The organism is Streptomyces sp. NPDC037126, from assembly GCF_055605965.1.
In genome coordinates, this window is record NZ_JBVJTD010000001.1 from 979,680 (window position 1) to 1,000,727 (window position 21,048).

Consider the following 21,048-nt stretch of genomic DNA (forward strand, 5'->3'; position numbering starts at 1 on the left):
CCAGGCAACGAGGAGTTGGCCATGTCCGAGACGCAGACGGTGGACCAGCGGCCTGATGCCGCGCCACCAGCCCGCAACGGCGTCGACCGGTACTTCAGAATCTCCGAACGGGGATCCACGTTCGGCCGGGAGATACGCGGCGGCCTCGCCACGTTCTTCACCATGGCCTACATCCTTGTCCTGAATCCGATCATCCTGGGCAGTGCCAGGGACAAGTACCACCACGCCCTCGACACCGGCCAACTCGTCACCGCCACCGCCCTGGTGGCCTGTGTGATGACCGTCGTCATGGGCGTCGGCGGCAACCTCCCCCTCGCCATCGCCGCGGGCCTCGGCCTCAACGCCGTCGTCGCCTTCCAGCTGGCCCCGCTGATGAGCTGGTCCGACGCCATGGGCCTCGTCGTCCTCGAAGGCCTGGTCATCTGCCTGCTGGTCCTCACCGGGCTCCGTGAGGCGATCATGAACGCGATCCCGCAGCAGCTGAAGCAGGCCATCGGCGTCGGCATCGGCCTGTTCATCGCCTTCATCGGCTTCGTGGACGCCGGGTTCGTCAGCCGCATCCCGGACGCCGCGAACACCACCGTGCCCGTCCAGCTCGGCGCGGTCGGCCGGCTCACCGGCTGGCCCGTGCTGGTCTTCTGCCTCGGTGTGCTGCTCACCATCGCGCTGCTCGCCCGCAGGGTGAAGGGCGCGATCCTCATCAGCATCGTGTCCATGACCGTCGTCGCGATCGTCATCGACTCCGTGGCCGACATCAAGAGCTGGGGCCTGACCACGCCCAAGGTACCCGACAAGATCGTCGCCGCCCCGGACTTCGGGCTCATCGGTCACTTCAGCCTGTTCGGCGGCTTCGCCAAGGCCGGCGTCCTCACCGCCGTGCTGCTGGTCTTCACCCTCATCCTGTCCGACTTCTTCGACGCCATGGGCACCATCGTCGGCATCAGCGCCGAGGCCGGACTGCTCGACGACAAGGGGCAGGTGCCCGGCATCGGCCGCGTGCTGTTCATCGACGGCGCCGCCGCCGTGGCCGGCGGTCTCGGGTCCGCCTCCTCCAACACCGCCTACATCGAGTCCGCGGCCGGCGTCGGCGAGGGAGCCCGCACCGGCTTCGCCAACCTGGTCACCGGCGGCCTCTTCGGCCTCGCGCTCTTCCTCACCCCGCTGCTCACCATCGTGCCGCTCCAGGCGGCGGCACCCGCGCTGATCGCCGTGGGCTTCCTGATGATGACGCACGTCAAGCACATCGACTGGGACAGGTACGAGATCGCCGTCCCGGCGTTCCTCACCATCGCGGCGATGCCCTTCACCTACTCCATCACCGACGGCATCGGCGCGGGCTTCGTCTCCTACGTCCTGATCAAGACGGTCCTGGGCAGGGCGAGGGAGGTCAACTGGCTGCTGTGGGGGGTCTCGGCGCTGTTCCTGGTGTACTTCGCGATCGATCCGGTGGAGCAGTTGCTGGGCGTCAAGTAGCGCGGACGAGGGGGCGGTTGCGGGAAACCGCCCCCTCGGCCCTCACTTGAGCGCGGCCTCCATCATCGCCCTGGCCACCGGAGCGGCCAGTCCGTTGCCGCTCACCTCGGAGCGCGCCGCGTCCGACTGCTCGACCATCACCGCGACGGCGACCTCCTTGCCGCTGCTGTCGGACCGGCCGTAGGACGTGAACCAGGCGTACGGCGTCTTGCTGTTGTTCTCGCCGTGCTGGGCGGTACCGGTCTTGCCGCCCACGGTCACCCCGGGGATCAGGGCGTTGGTGCCGGTGCCGTCCTTCACCACGGTCTGCATGGCCGACTGCAGCTGCTCGGCGGTGGAGGAGCTGACGATCTGCCGGGTGTCCGCGTCGTCGTCGAAGTTCTGCAGCGCGTCACCGCCGCTGTCGGTGATCTGGGACACCATGTGCGGCGCGACCAGCTTGCCGCCGTTGGCGATGGCGGCCGACACCATGGCCATCTGCAGCGGGGTCGCGGTGACGTCGAACTGGCCGATGCCGGACAGGCCGGTCTGCGCCGGGTCCATGTGCGACGGGTACACGCTGGCGTAGGCCCGCACCGGCACGTCCTGCGACTGGTCGTCGAAGCCGAACTTCTCGGCCATGGCCCGCACCTTGTCCTGCCCGAGCTGGACCGCCATGTGACCGAAGACGTTGTTGCAGGAGTAGCGCAGGGCCTGGCGGATCGAGGCGTCCTTGCAGGGAGCCGACCTGTTCTCGTTCGACAGCACCCGCGTCGTGCCCGGCAGCGTGTACGGGTCGGGACTGTCGGTCGGGTCGTTCACGTTCTTGTACAGCCCGTTCTCCAGCGCGGCCGCCGCCACGACCAGCTTGAACGTCGAACCCGGCGGCAGCGGCTGGCGCAGCGCGCGGTTGGTGAGCGGCTTGTCCTGGTCCTTGGTGAGCTTCTCCCAGGCCGTCCCGGCCGTGTTCGCGTCGGTGAGCGAGTCCGGGTCGTACGACGGCGTCGACACCGCGGCGAGGATCCGCCCGGTCTTCGGGTCGATGGCGACGGCCCCGCCCTTCTTGTCGCCGAGGGCGCGGTAGGCCGCCTTCTGCACCGCCGGGTCGATGGTGGTGAGCACGTTGCCCGGGTCGGCGCGCTCGCCGGTGAGGGTGTCCATCACCGTGTTCAGCTGGGGATCGGTGCCGTTGAGCAGGTCCTTGTAGATGCCCTCCAGCTGCGTGGGCGCGTAGGCCTGCGACGCGTAGCCCGTCACCGCCGCGTACAGCTTGCCGTCCGTGTACGTGCGCTTGTAGGCGAGGTCGCTTCCCTTCGTCCGGGTCGAGCCGGTGATCGCGTTCCCGGCCACGATGATGTTCCCCAGCGGCCGCGAGTAGGTCTCTATCGCGTTGCGCCGGTTGTTGTTGTCGTCCGCGAGGGCCTTGCCGTCGTAGAACTGCACCCAGGTCGCCCTGCCCAGCAGAGCGAGCACGAGCAGCAGTGTGAAGACGGACGCCCGCCTGATCGTCGTGTTCATCCCGCACGCAAGACGAGTGGGAGCGGGGTGCTCGTTCCCGTTCGCCCGGATTTCTCATCCGGCGCTCATCGTGTGCTCAGGAACCCCGCCTCGTACGCGGCGATCACCGCCTGGGTGCGGTCCCGGGCGCCCGTCTTGGCCAGCACCGCCGCCACATGCGTCTTCACGGTGGCGGGACCGACCTCCAGGCGCCGGGCTATCTCGGCGTTGGTGAGCCCCGTGGCCATGTGCCGCAGCACCTCGCTCTCGCGGCCGGTGAGCCTGCCCACCCAGGCCGGGGGAGCGTCCGCCGTACGCGCGTGCTCGGCCGCGAGGGCCCGTACGGCCGACGGGAACAGCAGGCTGTCGGTGCGGGTGACCAGCCGTACCGCCTGGACGAGGGCGTCCGCGTCGGCCCGCTTGAGCAGGAAGCCCGCGGCCCCGGCGCGCAGCGCGTCGTACACGTAGGAGTCGTTCTCGAAGGTGGTCACGACGACGACCCGGGGCGGCTCCCGGAGGGTGGTGACGATCTGCTCGGTGGCCCGGATGCCGTCGACCTCGGGCATGCGGACGTCCATGAGCACGACGTCGGGCCGCAGTTCCCGGACCACGGACACGGCCTCGGCGCCGGTCGCCGCCTCGCCGACCACCTCCAGGCCGGGCTCGGCGGAGAGGATGGCGCGCAGGGCGGTGCGGACCATGCGCTCGTCGTCGGCGAGGACGATCCGGATGGCGGGCCGGTTCATGCGGTTCCCTTCAGGGGCAGTCGTACGCGCAGGTGCCAGGCGTTCCCGGACGGCCCCGCCTCCGCCGTGCCGCCCAGCAGGCGGACCCGGTCGGCGATGCCGCGCAGGCCGTGGCCGCCGCCGGGGCGGGGCGAGGCGCCGGGGCCCAGGGGGTTCTCGACGGTGATCTCCAGATGGCCGCCGGCGGTGGTGATCCGCACGGAGACCGGCTCGCCCGCGTGTCTGAGGGCGTTGCTCAGGCCCTCCTGCACGATCCGGTACGCCTCCCGGGAGACCAGCGGCGGCACTGCGGCGGGGTCGGTGCCGACGGTGGCCGTCACCGGCTGCCCGGCGGCCCGGGTACGGCTCAGCAGGCCGTCCAGGTCGGCCGCGAGCGTCGGCGCGGGCGCCGTGCCCGGACCGTCGCCGTCCCGCAGCACGCCCAGGGCGGCGTCGAGTTCGCCGACCGTGCGCCGGGTGGTGTCCTCGATGGCGGCGAGCGCCTCGCGGACGAACTCCGGGTCGCTGTCCAGGACCCGGCGGGCGGCGCTCGCCTGCAGGGTGACCGCGCTCAGGGCGTGGCCGACGGAGTCGTGCAGCTCGCGCGCGAGCCGGTTGCGGACCGCGAGGTCGGCGGCGCGGGCCTCGGCCGCGGCCAGCAGGTCCTGCGGGGTGGGCCCGAGCAGCGTGGGCGCCCAGCGGGCCAGCAGGGCCCCGCAGGCGGCGGCGCACGCGGCGAGCGCCAGCAGCAGGGCCAGGCCCGCGACCGGCGAGAGCGCCAGCGCCCAGCCGTGCTCCATGACGTGCGGCAGACCGGGCCGGGAGTCGCGCAGTGCGGCCAGCAGCGGCAGGACGAGCAGCATCACCGCGAACGGCGGCACGGCCAGCGACATCCCGGAGATGATGCCGCCGATGCCCAGATGGAGCGTGAACCAGGCGGCCGTGCGCGCCCGTTCGGCCCGGGTGCGCGCCGGGCCGTGCGCGAGGGCGTCCCCGTCGACCCCGCACAGCACACGGGCGGTGACCGACTCCAGCGGACGGGTCAACGGGAACAGGGAGGTGGCCGCGGCGATCGGCAACCCGACGCCGAAGGAGGCGAGTTGGAGCGGGAGGGAGCCGAAGACGTCGTTCGCGCCGGCGAGCGGCCCGACGATCACCGAGCCGACGAGGACGTACGGCATGGCGAGCGCGCCGCCCAGGATCAGATGGACCCAGCGAAAGCGCGCCCGCCGAGCGAACAGCAGGCTCAACGCCCCTGTCACCGCACGTCCTTGACGGACCGCAGCGCGAGGAGACGGACGCTGGGGGCCGCCACGAGGAAGCCGACGATCACCTGCCCAGCGTAGGCGAGGCCCGGCAGCGGCGTCGGCGGGGTGCGGCATGCCCCCACGCTCTCGTGCGGTCCCGGTCGGTCGCCTCCTGCCGGGCGACGATCCGCCTCCGCCGTGCGGGGGAGGCGCTCAGGCGTCCAGGACGAGCACGACCTCGTCGATCTCCTGGCCCCGCCCGTTGGCGAACCCCCGGGCCCGGACGGACTCGCGGAAGCCGCACTTGGCCAGGACCCGCAGCGAGGCGGCGTTGTCGGCCGCCGCCCGCGCGTACAGCGGCCGTTCGGGGACCTCGGCGAGCAGGGTCCGCAGGGCGGCCGTCGCCACGCCCCGGCCCCAGTAGGCGCGGTCGATCCAGTACGTGACCTCGCGCTCGCCCGGTTCGCCGTAGACCGCCGCGCTGCCAGCCACGCGCCCGTCGGCCAGCACCGTGCGCAGCACGTCCGAGGAGGCGCGGATGCGTTTCCAGTGGGCCGCGAAGGCGACCGGGTCGGCCGGGTCCTTCGGGCCGAATGCGGCCATCCGGACCGCCTCCGGGTCGGTCATCTGCCCGAAGAACACCGGCAGGTCCTCGTCCTCCACCGTCCGCAGCGCGATCTCCATGGCCACCGACCCTATGCCGAGGTGCCCCGGGGCGGCGACGAGGACACGGTCGCGGGCCCCGGGACCGCCCGGCGGCCGTGTGCTCAGAGCCTGCGGGTCGCCAGCGTCAGCCGGTCCCGGGCGTCGAACAGGGCGTCCTTGATCATCTGTTCGTGGGCGGGGGTCAGCCGGGCCACCGGGACCGAGCAGCTGATGGCGTCGCGGGCGGGGGTGCGGTAGGGGATCGCCACGCCGAAGCAGCGCAGCCCCAGCGTGTTCTCCTCGCGGTCGACCGCGAAGCCCTGCTCCCGCACCTGGTGCAGCTCCTCGATGAGCCGCTCCCGGTCGGTGAGGGTGTGCTCGGTGAGCGCGGGCAGGGTCTCCGGCAGCAGCTTGCGCACCTGCTCGTCGGTGAAGGTGGCGAGGATCGCCTTGCCGAGCGAGGTGGAGTGGGCCGGCAGCCGGCGCCCGACGCGGGTGAAGGGCCGCAGGTAGTGCTGGGACTGGCGGGTGGCCAGGTACACCACGTTGGTGCCGTCGAGCCGGGCCAGGTGGATGGTCTCCGTGGTGTCGTCGGAGAGCCGGTCCAGGGTCGGCCGGGCTGCGGCCACCACCTCGTCGCCGTCGATGTACGACGTGCCCACGAGCAGCGCCCGCACGCCGATGCCGTACCGCGTGCCGGTCGAGTCCGTCTCCACCCAGCCCAGCTCCACGAGCGTGCGCAGCAGCATGTACAGGCTGGACTTGGGGTAGCCCACGGCCTCCTGGACGGCCGCGAGGGAGTGCATACCGGGCCGGCCGGCGAAGTACTCGAGCAGCTCAACGGTCCGTACCGCGGACTTGACCTGCGCCCCGCCCACTGCTTCGACTGCCGTCATCGCCCTTGACCCCTTCGTTCGACGAGGACCTGAGATATATAGTCTCCGAGCAGCGTTCATCATCAGAGACGGTGTTCAGTATATCGAACGCGGTGCTGATGAGTGACCGAGATATCGAGTGATGTGCGGCCTTACTGGGAGGGACCCGCGGTGGCAGCAGCACCAGTCTGGAGTGTCGACCCGCGTACCGGGAAGCAGCGGGAACAGGTTGCGGTGGAGGCCACGGCCGAGGAGGTGGACGCGGTCGTCCGCGCCGCCCACGACGCGCGCGGCGCCCTCGCCGACCGCGCGATCCGCTCCGCCTTCCTGCGCTCGGCCGCCGCGGGCCTGGACGCGGCCAGGGACTGCCTGGTCGAGACCGCCGACGCCGAGTCCGCCCTCGGACCGGTCCGGCTGACCGGCGAACTCGCCCGCACCACCTACCAGTTGCGGGCCTTCGCGGACGTCGTCGACGAGGGCGCCTTCCTGGACGTCGTCATCGACCACCCCGACGACACCGCGACCCCGCCCGTCCCGGACCTGCGCCGCTACAAGGTGCCGCTCGGCGTCGTCGCCGTCTACTCCGCGTCCAACTTCCCCTTCGCCTTCTCCGTCGCGGGCGGCGACACCGCGAGCGCGCTGGCCGCGGGCTGCCCGGTCGTGGTCAAGGCCCACCCCGACCACCCGGCCCTGTCCGAGCTGGTCGCCAAGGTGCTGCGCCGGGCCGCCGCCGAGCACGGCATCCCCGAGGGCGTCGTCGGCCTCGTGCACGGCTTCGACGCGGGCGTCGAGCTGATCAGGCACCCGAAGGTCGCCGCCGCCGGTTTCACCGGGTCGGTGCGGGGTGGGCGCGCCCTGTTCGACGCGGCCGCGGCACGGCCGGTGCCGATCCCGTTCCACGGCGAGCTGGGCTCCCTCAACCCGGTCCTGGTGACCGAGGCGGCCGCGGCCGAGCGCGCGGAGGAGATCGGCTCCGGGCTCGCCGGGTCGATGACCCTCGGCGTCGGGCAGTTCTGCGTGAAGCCCGGCCTGGTCCTCGTGCCGTCCGGCGCGGCCGGCGACCGGCTGGTGAAGTCGCTGACGGACGCCGTCAGCGACACCGAGGCCGGGGTGCTGCTCGACCACCGCATGCGGGACGCCTTCGTCGCCGGGGTGCGCGAACGCGCCGGCCTCGCGGGCGTGGAGTCCCCGGTGACCCCCGGCGCGGGCGGTGCGCACACGGTCAGCGCGGGCTTCCTCACGGTGCCGGCGAGCGCGCTGGCCGCGGCGGGCGCGTACGACCTGCTCCTGGAGGAGTGCTTCGGGCCGGTGAGCGTGGTGGTCCGCTACGAGGACGACGGCGAGGCCGCGGCGGTGCTGTCGCGACTGCCGGGCAACCTCACGGCCACCGTCCAGCTGTCCGCGGACGAGGCGGCCGGCGCGGGCCGGGGCGCGGAGATCCTCGCCGAACTCACCCCGCTGGCCGGGCGGGTGCTGGTGAACGGATGGCCGACCGGCGTCGCGGTGGCGCCCGCGCAGCACCACGGGGGCCCGTACCCGGCGACCACCTCCACCTCCACCTCGGTGGGCGGCACGGCCGCCGAGCGGTGGCTGCGCCCGGTCGTCTACCAGAACGCGCCGGAGGCGCTGCTGCCCAAGGAGCTGCGCGACGACAATCCGCTGGGGCTGCCCCGGCGGTTCGACGGGGTGCTGGAGCGGTAGGGCCTGTCGGACAGGCCCTGGGCCGCAGGGGCGCGGCGCGTGGGCGGGCGCGGGAACCCCGTGGTCTCCCGCGCGGTGCCCCGCGCCCCCGGGCGGGCACGCTCCTGCGAGAATCGGCGGATGGACGTGGAACTCCCCGAACTGCCCTTCCCCCTGCGCACCTACGGCCCCGCCGGACACTGGTCCTACGAGGGCGGCGTGCTGACCGGTTGGGCCGGACCGCGGCAGGACCGGTTCGTCACGCCCACCGGGGAGGCCCTGGACCCCGCCTCCGACGCGCCCCGGCTGCTCGGGGCGCCCGAAGGGGACTTCCAGCTGATCGCCCGGGTCACCGTGGGGTTCCGGGCCGGCTTCGACGCGGGGGTGCTCTACGTCCACGTCGGCGAGCGGGCCTGGGCCAAGCTCTGCCTGGAGTACTCCCCGGACGTGCCCACCGTCTGCACGGTGGTCACCCGGGGCCACTCCGACGACGCCAACTCCTTCACGGTCCAGGGGAGTTCGGTGTGGCTGCGGGTCAGCAGGACCGGCCGGGCCTTCGCCTTCCACGCCTCCCGCGACGGCGGGCGCTGGACCTTCGTACGGCTCTTCACCCTCGGCGGCGAGAAGGAGACCGAAGCCGCCCTCATCGGCTTCATGACGCAGTCGCCGCTGGGGGAGGGCTGCGTGGTCACCTACGACCACATCGAGTTCAGGACCGCCTGGCCGAGCGACCTGCGGGACGGAAGCTGAGTCACGGACGCCGCCGCGAGCGGCGGCGCGCGGACGGCCGGGCGCAGCGGCGCGGAACCGGGCGGCCGGCGGCCGCGTCCTTCGTTGCATGATCAATGACCGTGTGACGGGAGCCCGGGTGATCCGCACCGCCCTGCCCGCCGAGGCGGACGCGATCGCCGCGCTGCACCACCGGGCCCGCTCGACGTACTACCCCGACGGTGTCCCGGAGCCCGAATTCGACTGGAGCGAGGCCTGGCGCGGGTCCATCGAGCGCCCCGACGGCCATGTGCTGTGCGTCGTCGAACAGGGCCGGATCGCCGGGATCGCCTCCTTCCGCACCCCGGACGGCGCGGCCGCCGACACGGTCAAGCTGTTCCAGTTCCACGTCGACCCCGACCGCTGGCGCTCCGGCGTCGGCACGGCCCTGCACGCGGCCTGCGTGGAGGAGTGGCGGGCCGACGGCAGGCGCACGGCCGTCCTCGACGTGCACGTGGACAACCGGCGGGCCCAGGCCTTCTACGCCCGCCTGGGCTGGGTCCCGGACCCGGAGAACCCGCCCGCCGAGGGGGACCACCATCTGTTCCTGCGGTACGCGGTGGGGCCGGGAATGAAACACGCTGCTTGAACGTTCACGTACCGGCGGCGGGGAGAGCCCCCGCGCCCGTACGAACTGGAGAAGAGCCGAGAGTATGCGCGTCGAGATCTGGACCGATATCGCCTGCCCCTGGTGCTACGTAGGCAAGGCCCGTTTCGACAAGGCGCTGGCGGCCTTCCCGCACCGCGACCAGGTCGAGGTGGTGCACCGCTCCTTCGAGCTGGACCCGGGCCGGGCCAAGGGCGACGTGCAGCCGGTGATCACCATGCTGACCGCGAAGTACGGCATGAGCGAGGCACAGGCCCAGGCCGGTGAGGACAACCTGGGCGCCCAGGCCGCCGCCGAGGGCCTGGACTACCGCACCCGGGGCCGCGACCACGGCAACACCTTCGACATGCACCGCCTGCTGCACCTCGCCAGGGAGCACGGCAGGCAGGACGAGCTGATCCAGATCCTGTACCGGGCCAACTTCGCCGAGGAGCGCTCCGTCTTCACCGAGGGGGACGACCGCCTGGCGGAGCTGGCCGTCGAGGCCGGACTGGAAGCGGCCGCCGTCCGCGCGGTGCTCGCCGACCCGGACGCGTACGCCGGGGAGGTCCGCGCCGACGAGCGCGAGGCCGCCGAGCTCGGGGCGAACGGGGTGCCCTTCTTCGTGCTCGACCGCACCTACGGCGTCTCGGGCGCCCAGCCCGCCGAGGTCTTCACCCAGGCGCTGACCCAGGCCTGGGGCGAGCGCTCCCCGCTGAGGACGGTCGGCCAGGGCAACGCCGAGGCCTGTGGCCCGGACGGGTGCGCGGTCCCGCAGCAGGACTGAAACCGCAGGTCGGCGCGGTCGTATAAGGCTTCCTGGGTGAAGCCACACGGAAATTCGCAATGGACGGGGAGATGCGTGGCCCGCACAGTGGGGTCATGGAGACCTTCGAGAGCCTCGTCCGCGCCGAGTTCAGCCCGAAGAACACCTACCTGAACACCGCGAGCAGCGGTCTGCTCCCGGCCCGTACCGCCGCCGGCCTGCACGAGGCGGTGGCGATCCGGGCCGAGGGCCGGCCCCTGGACCCGCTGTTCGAGGACGTCGAGGCCGCCCGGGCCGCCTTCGCCCGGCTGGCCGGGGTGCCGGTCACCCGGGTGGCCGTGGGCCCGTCCGTCGCCGCACAGACCGGTCTGATCGCTGCCGCCCTGCCGGCGGGCGCCGAAGTCCTCACCGCCGAGGACGACTTCACCTCCGTGGTGAACCCCTTCCATGTGCGCGGCGACCTCAAGGTGCGCGCCGTGCCGCTGGAACGGCTCGCCGAGTCCGTCCGCCCCGGCACCGCGCTGGTCGCGGTGAGCGCCGCGCAGTCGGCGGACGGCCGGGTCGCCGACCTGCCCGCCCTCGGCGACGCGGCCCGTGCGCACGGCGCGCGCACCTACGTCGACTACTCCCAGGCCGCCGGCTGGCTGCCGATGGACGCGGGCGCCCACGACTTCACGGTCGCCACCACCTTCAAGTGGCTGCTCGGCCCGCACGGGGCGGCCTTCCTCGTGGTCCCCGAGGACTTCGGCGGGCTGACCCCGCTGCTGGCGGGCTGGGTCGCGGCCGAGAATCCGTGGGACAGCTGCTACGGCCCGGTCGCCGAACTCGCCCACTCCGCCCGCCGGTTCGACGTCAGCCCGGCCCTGTTCACCTGTGCCGGGGTGCGCCGCTCGCTCGCGCTGATCGAGGAACTCGGCGTGGCCGCCGTGCACGCCCACGACCTGGCCCTCGCCGACCGCTTCCGGCAGGGACTCGCGGCCCTCGGGCACGAGCCGCTGCCGGCGCCCGGCTCGGCGATCGTCTCCGTGCCCGGACTCGGCGCCCGCCGGCCGGAGCTGAGCCGCGCCGGCATCGAGGTCGCCAACCGCGCGGGCAATCTGCGCGCGTCCTTCCACCTCTACAACACGGCCGCGGACGTGGACCGCCTGCTGGACGTGCTGTCCGGCTGACCGTCCCCTCCCGCACCGGGCCCAGGGCACACGGCAGGGGCCTCCGCCGAGGCGGAGGCCCCTGTGCCGGGCGCGGCTCACCGGACCGGGGTGAAGTCCCTCGCCCCGATGAACTCCGGCCGTCGTACCGGCGCCGCGAACGGCTCGACCGCCCTGTTCTCCACGCTGTTGAAGACGATGAAGACGTTGCTGCGCGGGTACGGCGTGATGTTGTCGCCGGAGCCGTGCATGCAGTTGCAGTCGAACCAGGTCGCCGAGCCCGCCGCGCCGGTGAACAGCTTGATGCCGTACTCGCTCGCCAGCCCGGTCAGCGCCTCGTCGGACGGGGTGCCCGCGTCCTGCATCTGCAGCGACTTCTTGTAGTTGTCCTCGGGCGTGGCGCCCGCGCAGCCCAGGAACGTCCGGTGCGAGCCCGGCATGATCATCAGGCCGCCGTTGGTGTCGAGGTTCTCGGTCAGCGCGATCGAGACGGACACCGTGCGCATGTTCGGCAGGCCGTCCTCGGCGTGCCAGGTCTCGAAGTCCGAGTGCCAGTAGAAGCCGCTCGCGCCGAAGCCCGGCTTGACGTTGATCCGGGACTGGTGGACGTACACGTCCGAGCCGAGGATCTGGCGGGCCCGGCCGACCACCCGCTCGTCGCGCACGAGGTTCGCGAACACCTGGCTGATTCTGTGCACCTCGAAGACCGAGCGGATCTCCTTGGACTTCGGCTCCACGATGGAGCGCGCGTCGGCGCGTATCGCCGGGTCGGCGACCAGCCGGTCCAGCTCACGCCGGTAGACCTCGACGTCGGCCGGGGTGATCAGCTGGTCGACGGCGAGGAAGCCGTCGCGCTCGAACGCCTGCAGGTCGGCCGTGGCGATCGGGCCGGGCGTGTCCGGGGAGCCCCAGACGACCGGGTCCTTGCGGGGGACGGCCACCTCGGTGGCGCCCCGGGTGGGGTACAGGTCGGTGACGGTGGCGGTGGTCATCGTCGGTCACACCTCCTCGGGCTCGGTGAGCAGCGGGTAGACGCCGTTCTCGTCGTGGTCCTCCCGTCCGGTGACGGGCGGGTTGAACACGCAGATGCAGTGGAAGTCCTCCTTGACGCGCAGCGTGTGCCGCTCGTGCCCGTTCAGGAGGTACATGGTGCCGGGCGTGATGGTGTAGGCCTGCCCGGTCTCCCGGTCGGTCAGTTCGGCCTCGCCCCTGGTGCAGACGACGGCCTCGATGTGGTTGGCGTACCACATGTCCGTCTCGGTGCCGGCGTACAGGATGGTCTCGTGCACGGAGAAGCCGACCCGCTCCTTGGCGAGGACGATGCGCTTGCTCTCCCAGGTGCCGGACTTCGACTTGACGTGCCGGTCGGTTCCCTCGATGTCCTTGAACGATCGAACGATCACGGTGGTGCGTCTCCTCCTTGTTGATCAGGATTGATCAGGTTGGTTCAGGCGCTCTCGCGGACGGCACGGGCGAGCATGCTCAGCCCCTCGTCCAGCTCTTCGGGGGTGATGGTGAGGGCGGGCAGCAGTTTGACGACCTCGCCCTCCGGGCCCGACGTCTCGATCAGCAGCCCGAGCTCGAAGGCCCGCCGGGCGACCCGGGAGGCGCGGTCCTTGTCGCGGAACTCCAGGCCCCACACCAGTCCGCGGCCGCGGTACTCCTTCACGTCGGCGAGGTTCTCCTCGGTGATGGAGATCAGCGCCTGCTCGACCTGCTCACCGCGGGTGCGGGTCTGCTTCTCCATGGCCGAGCCGTCGGTCCAGTACGTCTCCAGGGCCGCGGTGGCGGTGACGAACGCGGGGTTGTTGCCGCGGAAGGTGCCGTTGTGCTCGCCCGGCTCCCAGACGTCCAGCTCGGGCCGGAACAGGCACAGCGACATCGGCAGCCCGTAGCCGCTGATGGACTTGGACACGGTGACGATGTCCGGCGTGATCCCCGACTCCTCGAAGGAGAAGAAGGCGCCGGTGCGCCCGCAGCCCATCTGGATGTCGTCGACGATCAGCAGCATGTCCTGCCGCTCGCACAGCTCCTTGAGGGCGCGCAGCCATTCGGGCCGGGCCACGTTGATGCCGCCCTCGCCCTGCACCGTCTCCACGATCACGGCGGCGGGCTTGTTCAGGCCGGAGCCCTGGTCCTCCAGCAGCCGCTCGAACCACAGGAAGTCCGGGACCGTGCCGTCGAAGTAGTTGTCGAACGGCATCGGGGTGCCGTGCACCAGCGGGATGCCGGCGCCGGCCCGCTTGAAGGCGTTGCCGGTGACGGCGAGGGAACCGAGCGACATCCCGTGGAAGGCGTTCGTGAACGAGACGATCGCCTCCCGGCCCTTCACCTTCCGGGCCAGCTTCAGCGCCGACTCCACGGCGTTGGTGCCCGTCGGGCCCGGGAACATGACCTTGTACGGCAGGTCGCGCGGGCGCAGCACCAGGTCCTGGAAGGTCTGCAGGAAGGACCGTTTGGCCGTGGTCGACATGTCCAGGCCGTGGGTGACCCCGTCCCGGGACAGATAGTCGATCAACGCCCGTTTGAGCACGGGATTGTTGTGGCCGTAGTTGAGTGAGCCGGCACCGGCGAAGAAGTCGAGGTACGCATGACCGTCCTCGTCGAACATCCGGCTGCCCTGCGCACGGTCGAAGACGGCGGGCCAGCCGCGGCAGTAGCTGCGCACCTCGGACTCGAGGGTCTCGAAGACGCTGAGGTCGGGCTGGGTGATGGTCACGTGAATCGCTCCTCAGTGGGCGGTGGTCAGCGGGCCGATGCGGTACAGGACTTCCGGGTCGTGCTGGCCGTCCGGGAACAGGTCGGCCGGGAACAGCACCTCGCGGCCGAGGTTCGCTCCGTGCCGTTCGGCGAACGAGGTGAACAGGCGCTCGGAGGCGGTGTTGCCGGGCGTGATCGTGGTCTCCACCTCGGTGACACCGAGCTCGGCGGCGAGCCGTGCGGTCAGCCCGTCCAGCAGCGCGGCGGCGATGCCGTGGCCGCGGTGGGCGGAGTCGACGGCCACCTGCCAGACGAGCAGGGTGCCCGGGCGGTCGGGCCGCACGTACCCGGTGATGAATCCGACGGGTGTGCCGTCCGCACCACGCGCCACCGCCGAGGTGCCGGCGAAGTCCCGGCACCACAGCAGATAGCTGTAGGAGGAGTTCAGGTCGAGGGTTTTCGAGTCCTTGGCAAGACGCCAGAGCGCGGGTCCGTCGGCCGTCGCCGGTCGGTCGATGAGCAGGTCTGCGGGTGCGGCAGTCATGCGGCACGAATTTAGCGAGGCGAATTAAGAAATGCACGGGCGGGTCGAGCGTTACGACTGTCAGGATTGGTCGAATGTCGGGTTTGACCCAGGAAAAAACAGGACATAACGCAACTGTTGTGGAGTGTGTCACAACTCGAAAGCCCTGATGAAACCTTGTTGTTTAGCCTTCAGGAAAGCGGGCAGAAGAACACGGGAAGCTATCGTCCGGAGAATTGGCGGGAATTGTGAATCTAATTTGAATTCAAGTCCCGGAGGTTTCGTCTCCGCGCCGTGCAGGAAAAAAGCGGCATGCCCCTGACGCCAGGCATGCCGCTCGTCGTGCTGTCGGAAAGTCGCGCCCTACGGCTGCGGCCAGGACCGCGCCACGGCCCGCTCGGCCGCTGCCGTGTCCACCGGCAGCCCCTTCTCCGCCAGGGCCGCGCCCAGTGCCGTCAGGGAGCGCCGCACCGCGTCCGGGGTCGCGTCGGGGCCGTAGTGGTTGACGCGGACCATCTCCCCGGCCAGGGCGCCGCCGCCGGCCGCCAGCGGCAGCGCCGGGTCGCTCTCCAGGGCCCGGGCCACCAGCTCCGAGGCCACCACGCCGGAGGGCACCCGCAGCGTCGTCGCGACCGGCGCCGCGTCCCGCTCCTCGTACACGTAGGGCTCAAGGCCCGCGCCCAGCGCCGCCGCACCGGTCCGCGTGGCCAGCGCGGCCCCGCGGTGCCGTGCCGTCACCGCGTCCAGGCCGCAGGACTCGATCCGCTCCAGGCACGCCTCCAGCGCCAGCATCTCCAGCTGCGCCGGGGCGTGCGGCAGGGCCCTGCGGCCGGCGTCCAGCCAGCGGTCCTTCCAGTCCAGCAGCGACAGATAGGAGCGGCGCGGCGCGTTCGGGTTCGCCGCCATCCGGGCCCAGGCCCGCTCGCTCACCGAGATCGCCGACACGCCCGCGGGCCCGCCCATCGCCTTCTGTGCGCCGATCACGCAGAGGTCCACGCCCCAGGCGTCCGGCAGCACCGGCTCGGCGCCCACCGAGGCGACCGCGTCCAGGTAGAACAGGGCGCCCTGCTCCCGTACCGCCTCGCCGATCTCCGCGACCGGGTTGGTGTTGCCCGTCGCCGCCTCCGCGTGCACCAGCGACACGAAGTCGATCTCCGGGTGCTCGGCGAACGCCTCCCGGACCTGCGCGGCGGTCACCGCCGTGTGGAAGGGGACGGAGAGGTCGAACACCGTCGCGCCGGAGTCCCGCAGCCAGTTCCCGAAGGCCTGCCCGTACGGCCCGGTGATCACGTTGAGGGCCACCGTGCCCGGACCGGCCGCCGCGCGGATCGCGCCCTCGAGCGGCAGCAGCGCCTCGCCCTGGGTGATCAGCACGTCCTGCCGGGTGTCCAGCAGCCTGGCCACCCGGTCCTCGATGGCGGCGAAGCGCTCCGCGCTCAGCGGGGGCAGGTCGAGCAAGGGGTGCGTCACGGCGGTGCTCTCTTCGTTCTCGGGGCCGAAAGGGGAGGTCAGCTCCCTTGATCTTAGGTCGGACGGCTCCGTAGCCATCGGTTTGGTTTGAGGGACTCAAACTCTTCCTTATAATCGGAACCCACAGTTCCCCCACAGGAGATCCCCCATGAACTCGTTCCCCGGGCGCCGGACCCGCATCCTGGCCGCCACCACCCTGACGGCCGGCCTCGCACTGGTGGCCGGCTGCTCCTCGGGCAACGGGGGGAGCGGCGGCGCCACCGTCAAGGGGGTCCACGTCGTCAAGGCCGGTCAGCTGACCACCTGCACCCACCTGCCCTACCCGCCGTTCCAGTCGGAGATCAAGGGCAAGGTGCAGGGCTTCGACGTCTCGCTCATCGACCTCGTCGCCAAGAACCTGGGCGTGAAGCAGCAGATCGTCGACACCCCGTTCGAGAACTTCAAGACGGGCGCCTTCCTGAACTCCGGGCAGTGCGACCTGGCCGCCGCCGGCATGACCATCACGCCCGAGCGCAAGAAGAACGTCGACTTCTCCGACCCGTACTTCGAGGCCACCCAGGCCGTCCTCGTCGACAGGAGCAGCGGCATCAACTCGCTCGCCGACGTCAAGGCCAAGGGCAAGAAGCTCGGCGCCCAGGCGCAGACCACCGGCGAGGACTACGTCAAGGGCAAGGGCTACGACCCGATCTCCTTCGACTCCTCCGACGCCGTCCTCAACGGCCTGCGCACCGGCCAGGTCCAGGCCGTCGTCATCGACTACCCGGTCGTCCAGGGCTGGCTGAAGGACAAGGCCACCGCCGACAAGTTCAAGATCGTCGACAACCTCAAGACCGGCGAGCAGTACGGCTTCACGGTCAAGAAGGGCAACAAGGCCCTGCGCGAGGCGATCGACAAGGCCCTCAGGGACGCCAAGGCCGACGGCACCTACAAGAAGCTCTACGAGCAGTGGATCGGCCCGTACGACGCCTCCGTGTCCTCTCCCGCCGCCTCATGAGCGACCTCGACGTACGACACCGGCCGAAGCGGAAGGGACTGACCCGGCGCCAGAGGCGCCGGCTGTCCCGGGGCATCCAGTACGTCGTCTTCGTCGCCGCCGTGATCGCCGTGGCGGTCACGGCCGACTGGGGCCGGCTGCAGAACCAGTTCGCCCAGGGCGGCATCGCCCGGCAGATGTGGCCGGACGTCATCACCCTGGCGCTGAAGAACACCGTGCTGTACACGGTGTCCGGCTTCGTCGTCGGACTGGTGCTCGGCCTGGTCATCGCGCTGATGCGGCTGTCCTCCGTGGGGCCCTACCGCTGGCTGGCCGGCATCTACATCGAGATCTTCCGGGGCCTGCCCGCCCTGCTGATCTTCGTCTTCATCGCCGTGGCGGTACCGCTGGCCTTCCCGGGCACCGAGATCCCCGGCGGGACCTACGGCAAGGCCGCCCTCGGCCTCGGGCTCATCGGCGCCGCCTACATGGCGGAGACCTTCCGCGCCGGCATCCAGGCGGTGCCCAAGGGGCAGACGGAGGCGGCACGCTCGCTGGGCTTCTCGCCCGCCCGCGCGATGATCTCCATCGTCATCCCGCAGGCCTTCCGGATCATCCTGCCGCCGCTCACCAACGAGCTGATCATGCTCTTCAAGGACTCCTCCCTGGTGCTGCTGCTCGGTGTCACCCTGGAGGAGCGCGAACTGTCCAAGTTCGGCCGGGACCTGGCCAGCACGACCGCCAACTCCACGCCGATCCTGGTCGCGGGCCTGTGCTACCTGCTGGTCACCATCCCGCTCGGCTTCGTCGCCCGCCGCCTGGAGGCCAGGGCCCAGGAGGAGATCAAGTGAGCCGCCCCGAGATCAGCGTCCGGGACCTGCACAAGTCCTTCGGCGACAACCAGGTGCTGCGCGGCATCGACCTGGAGATCGGGCAGGGCGAGGTCGTCTGCGTCATCGGCCCCTCCGGCTCCGGCAAGTCGACACTGCTGCGCTGTGTGAACCTGCTGGAGGAGCCCACCAAGGGCCAGGTCTTCGTCGGCGGCACCGAGATCACCGACCCGGACGTCGACATCGACGCGGTGCGCCGCCGGATCGGCATGGTCTTCCAGCAGTTCAACCTCTTCCCGCACCTGAGCGTCACCGAGAACCTCACGCTGCCCCAGCGCCGGGTTCTCGGGCGGGACAAGGCGAAGGCCGCGGAGATCGCCGCCGAGAACCTGGCCCGCGTCGGCCTCTCGGAGAAGGCCGGGGCCTACCCGTCCTCCCTCTCCGGCGGCCAGCAGCAGCGCGTGGCCATCGCCCGCGCGCTCGCCATGGGCCCCGAGGTGATGCTCTTCGACGAGCCGACCTCCGCGCTCGACCCCGAGCTGGTCGGCGACGTCCTCGCCGTCATGCGCAGGCTCGCGCGGGAGGGCATGACGATGATGGTCGTCACCCACGAGATGACCTTCGCCCGCGAGGTCGCCGACCGGGTCGTCTTCATGGACGGCGGGGTGGTCGTCGAGGACGGCACCCCGGAGCGGGTCATCGGCGACCCGCAGCACGAGCGCACCCGCCACTTCCTCTCCCGCCTCCTCGACCCGGCGATGGCGGAGGTGGAGGAGGAGACCTCCGACCAGGTGGGGGAGGACCGTCCCTAGCCCTCTAAGGTGCCGTGTATGAGCGATCAGGCGGTGCTGCACGTGAGGGGCCGGGTCCTCGCCGGGCCCGAGGACGTCCGCGACGAGCTGTGGGTGGTCGGGGGCCGTGTCTCCTACGACCGCCCCGCCGGGGCCCGTGACGTGCGGACCGTCGAGGGCTGGGCGCTGCCGGGACTGGTCGACGCGCACTGCCATGTGGGCCTGGACGCGCACGGCCCGGTGGACGCGGAGATCGCGGAGAAGCAGGCGCTCACCGACCGGGAGGCCGGCACCCTGCTCATCCGGGACGCGGGCTCGCCCTCCGACACCCGCTGGATCGACGACCGGCACGACCTGCCGAAGATCATCCGGGCCGGCCGGCACATCGCCCGCACCCGCCGCTACATCCGCAACTACGCCTGGGAGATCGAGCCGGACGACCTCGTCGCCTACGTCGCCCAGGAGGCCGGGAGCGGCGACGGCTGGGTCAAGCTGGTCGGCGACTGGATCGACCGCGACCTCGGCGACCTGTCCCCCTGCTGGCCGCGCGGGGCGGTGGAGGCGGCCATCGCCGAGGCGCACCGGCTCGGTGCCCGGGTCACCGCGCACTGCTTCGCCGAGAGTTCCCTGCGCGATCTGGTCGAGGCGGGCATCGACTGCATCGAGCACGCCACGGGCCTGACGCAGGACCTGATCCCACTGTTCGCCGAGCGCGGCGTAGCGATCGTCCCGACCCTCGTCAACATCGCCACCTTCCCGCGGCTCGCGGCCGGCGGCGACAGCAAGTTCCCTCGCTGGTCGGCCCATATGCGGCGGCTGCACGAGCGGCGCTACGACACCGTGCGGGCCGCCTACGACGCGGGGATCCCGGTGTACGTCGGCACCGACGCCGGCGGCTCGCTGGCCCACGGTCTGGTCGCGGAGGAGGTCGCCGAGCTGGTCACCGCGGGCATCCCGCCGGTCGACGCCCTCGCGGCGACCAGCTGGGGCGCCCGTGCCTGGCTCGGCCGGCCCGGTCTGGAGGAGGGCGCACCGGCCGACCTGGTGGTGTACGAGAGCGATCCGCGGGCGGACGTACGGGTGCTGGCGGCGCCGCGGCGGGTGGTGCTCGACGGGGCCGTGGTCGAGTAGGGGAACGCGTGTGCCTGGTGATTCGAAGTGGCGTGCGAGTTATCCACGTTTGAGTGAAGTAACCCAGGATTGCTGACCGTTCACCCACAGTGCGTACAAGGTTGACGGGTCCCAAGCATGTTCCGTCTGGGGGTCCCACCGCCTTGAACAGCAACAACTTCCGCATGCCCGCACGCCGTCTCGCTACGGTCGCGACGGTCACCGCCCTGACCGCGGCTCCCGCGGTCCTGGGCGCGGGCGCCGCGCACGCGACCGGTGACCACGGTCGCGCCTCCGCCGTCGTCCTGCGCACCGGGCTCGACGTCTCCCTGCTCAACAAGAGCATCGACGTCCCGCTCTCGCTCACCCTGAACGAGGTCCAGGCGCCGCGCAGCGCCGAGAGAACGGCCCTGTCCGCCAGGCTGAACGGCGTGGCCGGCGGCCGGTCGTTCGCCGTGCTCGGCGCGGACGTCGCGTCGGCGCGGGCCACGGCGACCGCCGAGCGCGCCGAGGGCTCGGTCAAGCTCGTGAACGCCCGGCTGCACGTACCGGGCATGCCCCTGCTGTCCCTGATCGAGGTCCGTACGGTCACGGCCCGGGCGACCTGCGAGGCGGGAAGGGCGCCCGTCGCCTCGGCGAACGTCCTCGGCGCCGTCACCGTGCTCGGCCGGCGCGTCACGCTGACCGCCGGAGGGCCGACCGAGGTCAAGGTGCCCGGCGTCGGAGGGGTCCGCCTCGATCTCGCCGAGCGGCGCACCACGTCCCGTACGGCCGCCGCGACCGCCCTCGAACTCAAGCTCTCCGTCAACCCGTTGAGGCTCAACGTGGCGGACGTGGAGGGCACGGTCACCCTGGCCAAGGCGACCTGCGAGTCCCCGTCGGGGACGCCGGGCGGCCACTCGGTGCCGGGCCACGATCCGGTGCCGAGCCACGACCCGGCCGCGAGCACCAAGCCCGAGGGCGCCCCCGCGAAGGCCGACTCGGCCCCCGACGTCAAACCCCAGGGCGCCCCGGCCAAGTCCGACCTCGCGGAAACCGGAGGCAGTTCGGCGACCCCGTACGTCGCGGGCGGCGCCCTGGCCCTGCTGCTGGCCGGTGCGGGAGCGGTGACCCTGGCCCGCCGCCGCAGGGGCTGACACCCGGCCCCAGCGGGACACCCGCCCGAAGAGAGACGGCAGCCGAACCGCACCGGGCGCCGCACGACCGGCGCCCGTCGCCCTGTCCGGGGTTCGTCGGACCGGTGGGGGAAGGGGGAGGCGGTC

The 21,048-nt window shown here is 71.8% G+C and carries 22 protein-coding genes; 11 read left to right on the forward strand and 11 right to left on the reverse strand.

Annotated features, from left to right (window positions below; all coding sequences use genetic code 11):
* Positions 1-21: 21 nt before the first annotated feature.
* A complete protein-coding gene (locus ACZ7FF_RS04495; RefSeq protein ID WP_470809379.1) occupies positions 22-1,473 on the forward strand; it encodes an NCS2 family permease in 1,452 nt (483 codons plus the stop codon).
* Between the two features lie 42 nt (positions 1,474-1,515).
* On the opposite strand, the gene ACZ7FF_RS04500 is transcribed toward ACZ7FF_RS04495, so the two are convergent.
* From ACZ7FF_RS04500 to ACZ7FF_RS04525, 6 genes are all read right to left on the reverse strand, one after another.
* Positions 1,516-2,970 carry a peptidoglycan D,D-transpeptidase FtsI family protein gene (locus ACZ7FF_RS04500; protein ID WP_470809380.1) on the reverse strand — a complete coding sequence of 485 codons (1,455 nt, stop codon included), beginning with the start codon at positions 2,968-2,970 and terminating at the stop codon, positions 1,516-1,518.
* A 65-nt stretch (positions 2,971-3,035) separates the two neighbouring features.
* On the reverse strand, positions 3,036-3,695 hold the full coding sequence (locus ACZ7FF_RS04505; protein ID WP_470809381.1) for a response regulator transcription factor: 660 nt from the start codon (positions 3,693-3,695) through the stop codon (positions 3,036-3,038).
* A complete protein-coding gene (locus ACZ7FF_RS04510; protein WP_470809383.1) occupies positions 3,692-4,936 on the reverse strand; it encodes a sensor histidine kinase in 1,245 nt (414 codons plus the stop codon). Before ACZ7FF_RS04510 ends, ACZ7FF_RS04505 begins: the two co-directional genes overlap by 4 nt.
* On the reverse strand, positions 4,933-5,064 hold the full coding sequence (locus ACZ7FF_RS04515; protein ID WP_470809385.1) for a hypothetical protein: 132 nt from the start codon (positions 5,062-5,064) through the stop codon (positions 4,933-4,935). Before ACZ7FF_RS04515 ends, ACZ7FF_RS04510 begins: the two co-directional genes overlap by 4 nt.
* Positions 5,065-5,134: 70 nt before the next feature.
* Positions 5,135-5,605, reverse strand: coding sequence for a GNAT family N-acetyltransferase (locus tag ACZ7FF_RS04520; protein WP_470809386.1), 471 nt, complete (start codon positions 5,603-5,605; stop codon positions 5,135-5,137).
* Positions 5,606-5,688: 83 nt separating this feature from the next.
* Entirely contained in the window at positions 5,689-6,462 is a 774-nt protein-coding gene (locus ACZ7FF_RS04525) for an IclR family transcriptional regulator (protein WP_470809387.1), read from the reverse strand.
* A gap of 150 nt (positions 6,463-6,612) precedes the next feature.
* Here ACZ7FF_RS04525 and ACZ7FF_RS04530 point away from each other — a divergent pair, with 150 nt between their 5' ends.
* The 5 genes from ACZ7FF_RS04530 (at position 6,613) to ACZ7FF_RS04550 (ending at position 11,410) form a co-directional block, all read left to right on the forward strand.
* Positions 6,613-8,142, forward strand: a complete 1,530-nt coding sequence (locus ACZ7FF_RS04530; protein ID WP_470809389.1) for an aldehyde dehydrogenase (NADP(+)) — start codon at positions 6,613-6,615, stop codon at positions 8,140-8,142.
* A gap of 120 nt (positions 8,143-8,262) precedes the next feature.
* The gene (locus tag ACZ7FF_RS04535; protein WP_470809390.1) at positions 8,263-8,871 is read left to right on the forward strand and encodes a DUF1349 domain-containing protein; all 609 of its coding nucleotides are present in this window, start codon (positions 8,263-8,265) and stop codon (positions 8,869-8,871) included.
* 88 nt (positions 8,872-8,959) lie between these two features.
* Positions 8,960-9,478: a GNAT family N-acetyltransferase gene (locus tag ACZ7FF_RS04540; protein WP_470809392.1), complete on the forward strand. Its 519-nt coding sequence runs from the start codon at positions 8,960-8,962 to the stop codon at positions 9,476-9,478.
* A gap of 64 nt (positions 9,479-9,542) precedes the next feature.
* A complete protein-coding gene (locus ACZ7FF_RS04545; RefSeq protein WP_470809394.1) occupies positions 9,543-10,262 on the forward strand; it encodes a DsbA family oxidoreductase in 720 nt (239 codons plus the stop codon).
* Between the two features lie 95 nt (positions 10,263-10,357).
* Positions 10,358-11,410: an aminotransferase class V-fold PLP-dependent enzyme gene (locus ACZ7FF_RS04550; protein ID WP_470809396.1), complete on the forward strand. Its 1,053-nt coding sequence runs from the start codon at positions 10,358-10,360 to the stop codon at positions 11,408-11,410.
* 77 nt (positions 11,411-11,487) lie between these two features.
* On the opposite strand, the gene thpD is transcribed toward ACZ7FF_RS04550, so the two are convergent.
* From thpD to ACZ7FF_RS04575, 5 genes are all read right to left on the reverse strand, one after another.
* On the reverse strand, positions 11,488-12,381 hold the full coding sequence (thpD, locus tag ACZ7FF_RS04555; RefSeq protein WP_470809398.1) for an ectoine hydroxylase: 894 nt from the start codon (positions 12,379-12,381) through the stop codon (positions 11,488-11,490).
* A gap of 6 nt (positions 12,382-12,387) precedes the next feature.
* Positions 12,388-12,792 carry an ectoine synthase gene (locus tag ACZ7FF_RS04560; protein WP_470809400.1) on the reverse strand — a complete coding sequence of 135 codons (405 nt, stop codon included), beginning with the start codon at positions 12,790-12,792 and terminating at the stop codon, positions 12,388-12,390.
* Between the two features lie 44 nt (positions 12,793-12,836).
* The gene (ectB, locus tag ACZ7FF_RS04565; protein ID WP_470809402.1) at positions 12,837-14,108 is read right to left on the reverse strand and encodes a diaminobutyrate--2-oxoglutarate transaminase; all 1,272 of its coding nucleotides are present in this window, start codon (positions 14,106-14,108) and stop codon (positions 12,837-12,839) included.
* Between the two features lie 12 nt (positions 14,109-14,120).
* On the reverse strand, positions 14,121-14,633 hold the full coding sequence (gene ectA / locus ACZ7FF_RS04570; RefSeq protein ID WP_470809403.1) for a diaminobutyrate acetyltransferase: 513 nt from the start codon (positions 14,631-14,633) through the stop codon (positions 14,121-14,123).
* 342 nt (positions 14,634-14,975) lie between these two features.
* Positions 14,976-16,082, reverse strand: coding sequence for a pyridoxal-phosphate-dependent aminotransferase family protein (locus tag ACZ7FF_RS04575; protein WP_470809404.1), 1,107 nt, complete (start codon positions 16,080-16,082; stop codon positions 14,976-14,978).
* Positions 16,083-16,230: 148 nt separating this feature from the next.
* On the opposite strand from ACZ7FF_RS04575, the gene ACZ7FF_RS04580 reads away from it, so the two are divergent.
* The 5 genes from ACZ7FF_RS04580 (at position 16,231) to ACZ7FF_RS04600 (ending at position 20,922) form a co-directional block, all read left to right on the forward strand.
* The gene (locus tag ACZ7FF_RS04580; RefSeq protein ID WP_470809406.1) at positions 16,231-17,076 is read left to right on the forward strand and encodes a transporter substrate-binding domain-containing protein; all 846 of its coding nucleotides are present in this window, start codon (positions 16,231-16,233) and stop codon (positions 17,074-17,076) included.
* Positions 17,073-17,906: an amino acid ABC transporter permease gene (locus tag ACZ7FF_RS04585; RefSeq protein ID WP_470809407.1), complete on the forward strand. Its 834-nt coding sequence runs from the start codon at positions 17,073-17,075 to the stop codon at positions 17,904-17,906. The genes ACZ7FF_RS04580 and ACZ7FF_RS04585 overlap by 4 nt, the downstream gene beginning before the upstream one ends.
* Complete coding sequence (locus ACZ7FF_RS04590; protein WP_470809408.1) at positions 17,903-18,697, forward strand: amino acid ABC transporter ATP-binding protein; 795 nt, start codon at positions 17,903-17,905, stop codon at positions 18,695-18,697. The genes ACZ7FF_RS04585 and ACZ7FF_RS04590 overlap by 4 nt, the downstream gene beginning before the upstream one ends.
* Positions 18,698-18,715: 18 nt before the next feature.
* Positions 18,716-19,807 carry an amidohydrolase family protein gene (locus tag ACZ7FF_RS04595; RefSeq protein WP_470809410.1) on the forward strand — a complete coding sequence of 364 codons (1,092 nt, stop codon included), beginning with the start codon at positions 18,716-18,718 and terminating at the stop codon, positions 19,805-19,807.
* Between the two features lie 143 nt (positions 19,808-19,950).
* A complete protein-coding gene (locus tag ACZ7FF_RS04600) occupies positions 19,951-20,922 on the forward strand; it encodes an SCO1860 family LAETG-anchored protein (RefSeq protein ID WP_470809412.1) in 972 nt (323 codons plus the stop codon).
* Positions 20,923-21,048 lie beyond the last annotated feature (126 nt).

Bases quoted from the DNA above. Each gene is read 5' to 3' on its own strand.
- ACZ7FF_RS04495 (WP_470809379.1), top strand. From the start codon at position 22: ATGTCCGAGACGCAGACGGTGGACCAGCGGCCTGATGCCGCGCCACCA.
- ACZ7FF_RS04500 (WP_470809380.1), bottom strand. From the start codon at position 2,970: ATGAACACGACGATCAGGCGGGCGTCCGTCTTCACACTGCTGCTCGTG.
- ACZ7FF_RS04505 (WP_470809381.1), bottom strand. From the start codon at position 3,695: ATGAACCGGCCCGCCATCCGGATCGTCCTCGCCGACGACGAGCGCATG.
- ACZ7FF_RS04520 (WP_470809386.1), bottom strand. From the start codon at position 5,605: ATGGAGATCGCGCTGCGGACGGTGGAGGACGAGGACCTGCCGGTGTTC.
- ACZ7FF_RS04525 (WP_470809387.1), bottom strand. From the start codon at position 6,462: ATGACGGCAGTCGAAGCAGTGGGCGGGGCGCAGGTCAAGTCCGCGGTA.
- ACZ7FF_RS04535 (WP_470809390.1), top strand. From the start codon at position 8,263: ATGGACGTGGAACTCCCCGAACTGCCCTTCCCCCTGCGCACCTACGGC.
- ACZ7FF_RS04540 (WP_470809392.1), top strand. From the start codon at position 8,960: ATGATCAATGACCGTGTGACGGGAGCCCGGGTGATCCGCACCGCCCTG.
- ACZ7FF_RS04545 (WP_470809394.1), top strand. From the start codon at position 9,543: ATGCGCGTCGAGATCTGGACCGATATCGCCTGCCCCTGGTGCTACGTA.
- ACZ7FF_RS04550 (WP_470809396.1), top strand. From the start codon at position 10,358: ATGGAGACCTTCGAGAGCCTCGTCCGCGCCGAGTTCAGCCCGAAGAAC.
- thpD (WP_470809398.1), bottom strand. From the start codon at position 12,381: ATGACCACCGCCACCGTCACCGACCTGTACCCCACCCGGGGCGCCACC.
- ectA (WP_470809403.1), bottom strand. From the start codon at position 14,633: ATGACTGCCGCACCCGCAGACCTGCTCATCGACCGACCGGCGACGGCC.
- ACZ7FF_RS04580 (WP_470809406.1), top strand. From the start codon at position 16,231: ATGAACTCGTTCCCCGGGCGCCGGACCCGCATCCTGGCCGCCACCACC.
- ACZ7FF_RS04585 (WP_470809407.1), top strand. From the start codon at position 17,073: ATGAGCGACCTCGACGTACGACACCGGCCGAAGCGGAAGGGACTGACC.
- ACZ7FF_RS04595 (WP_470809410.1), top strand. From the start codon at position 18,716: ATGAGCGATCAGGCGGTGCTGCACGTGAGGGGCCGGGTCCTCGCCGGG.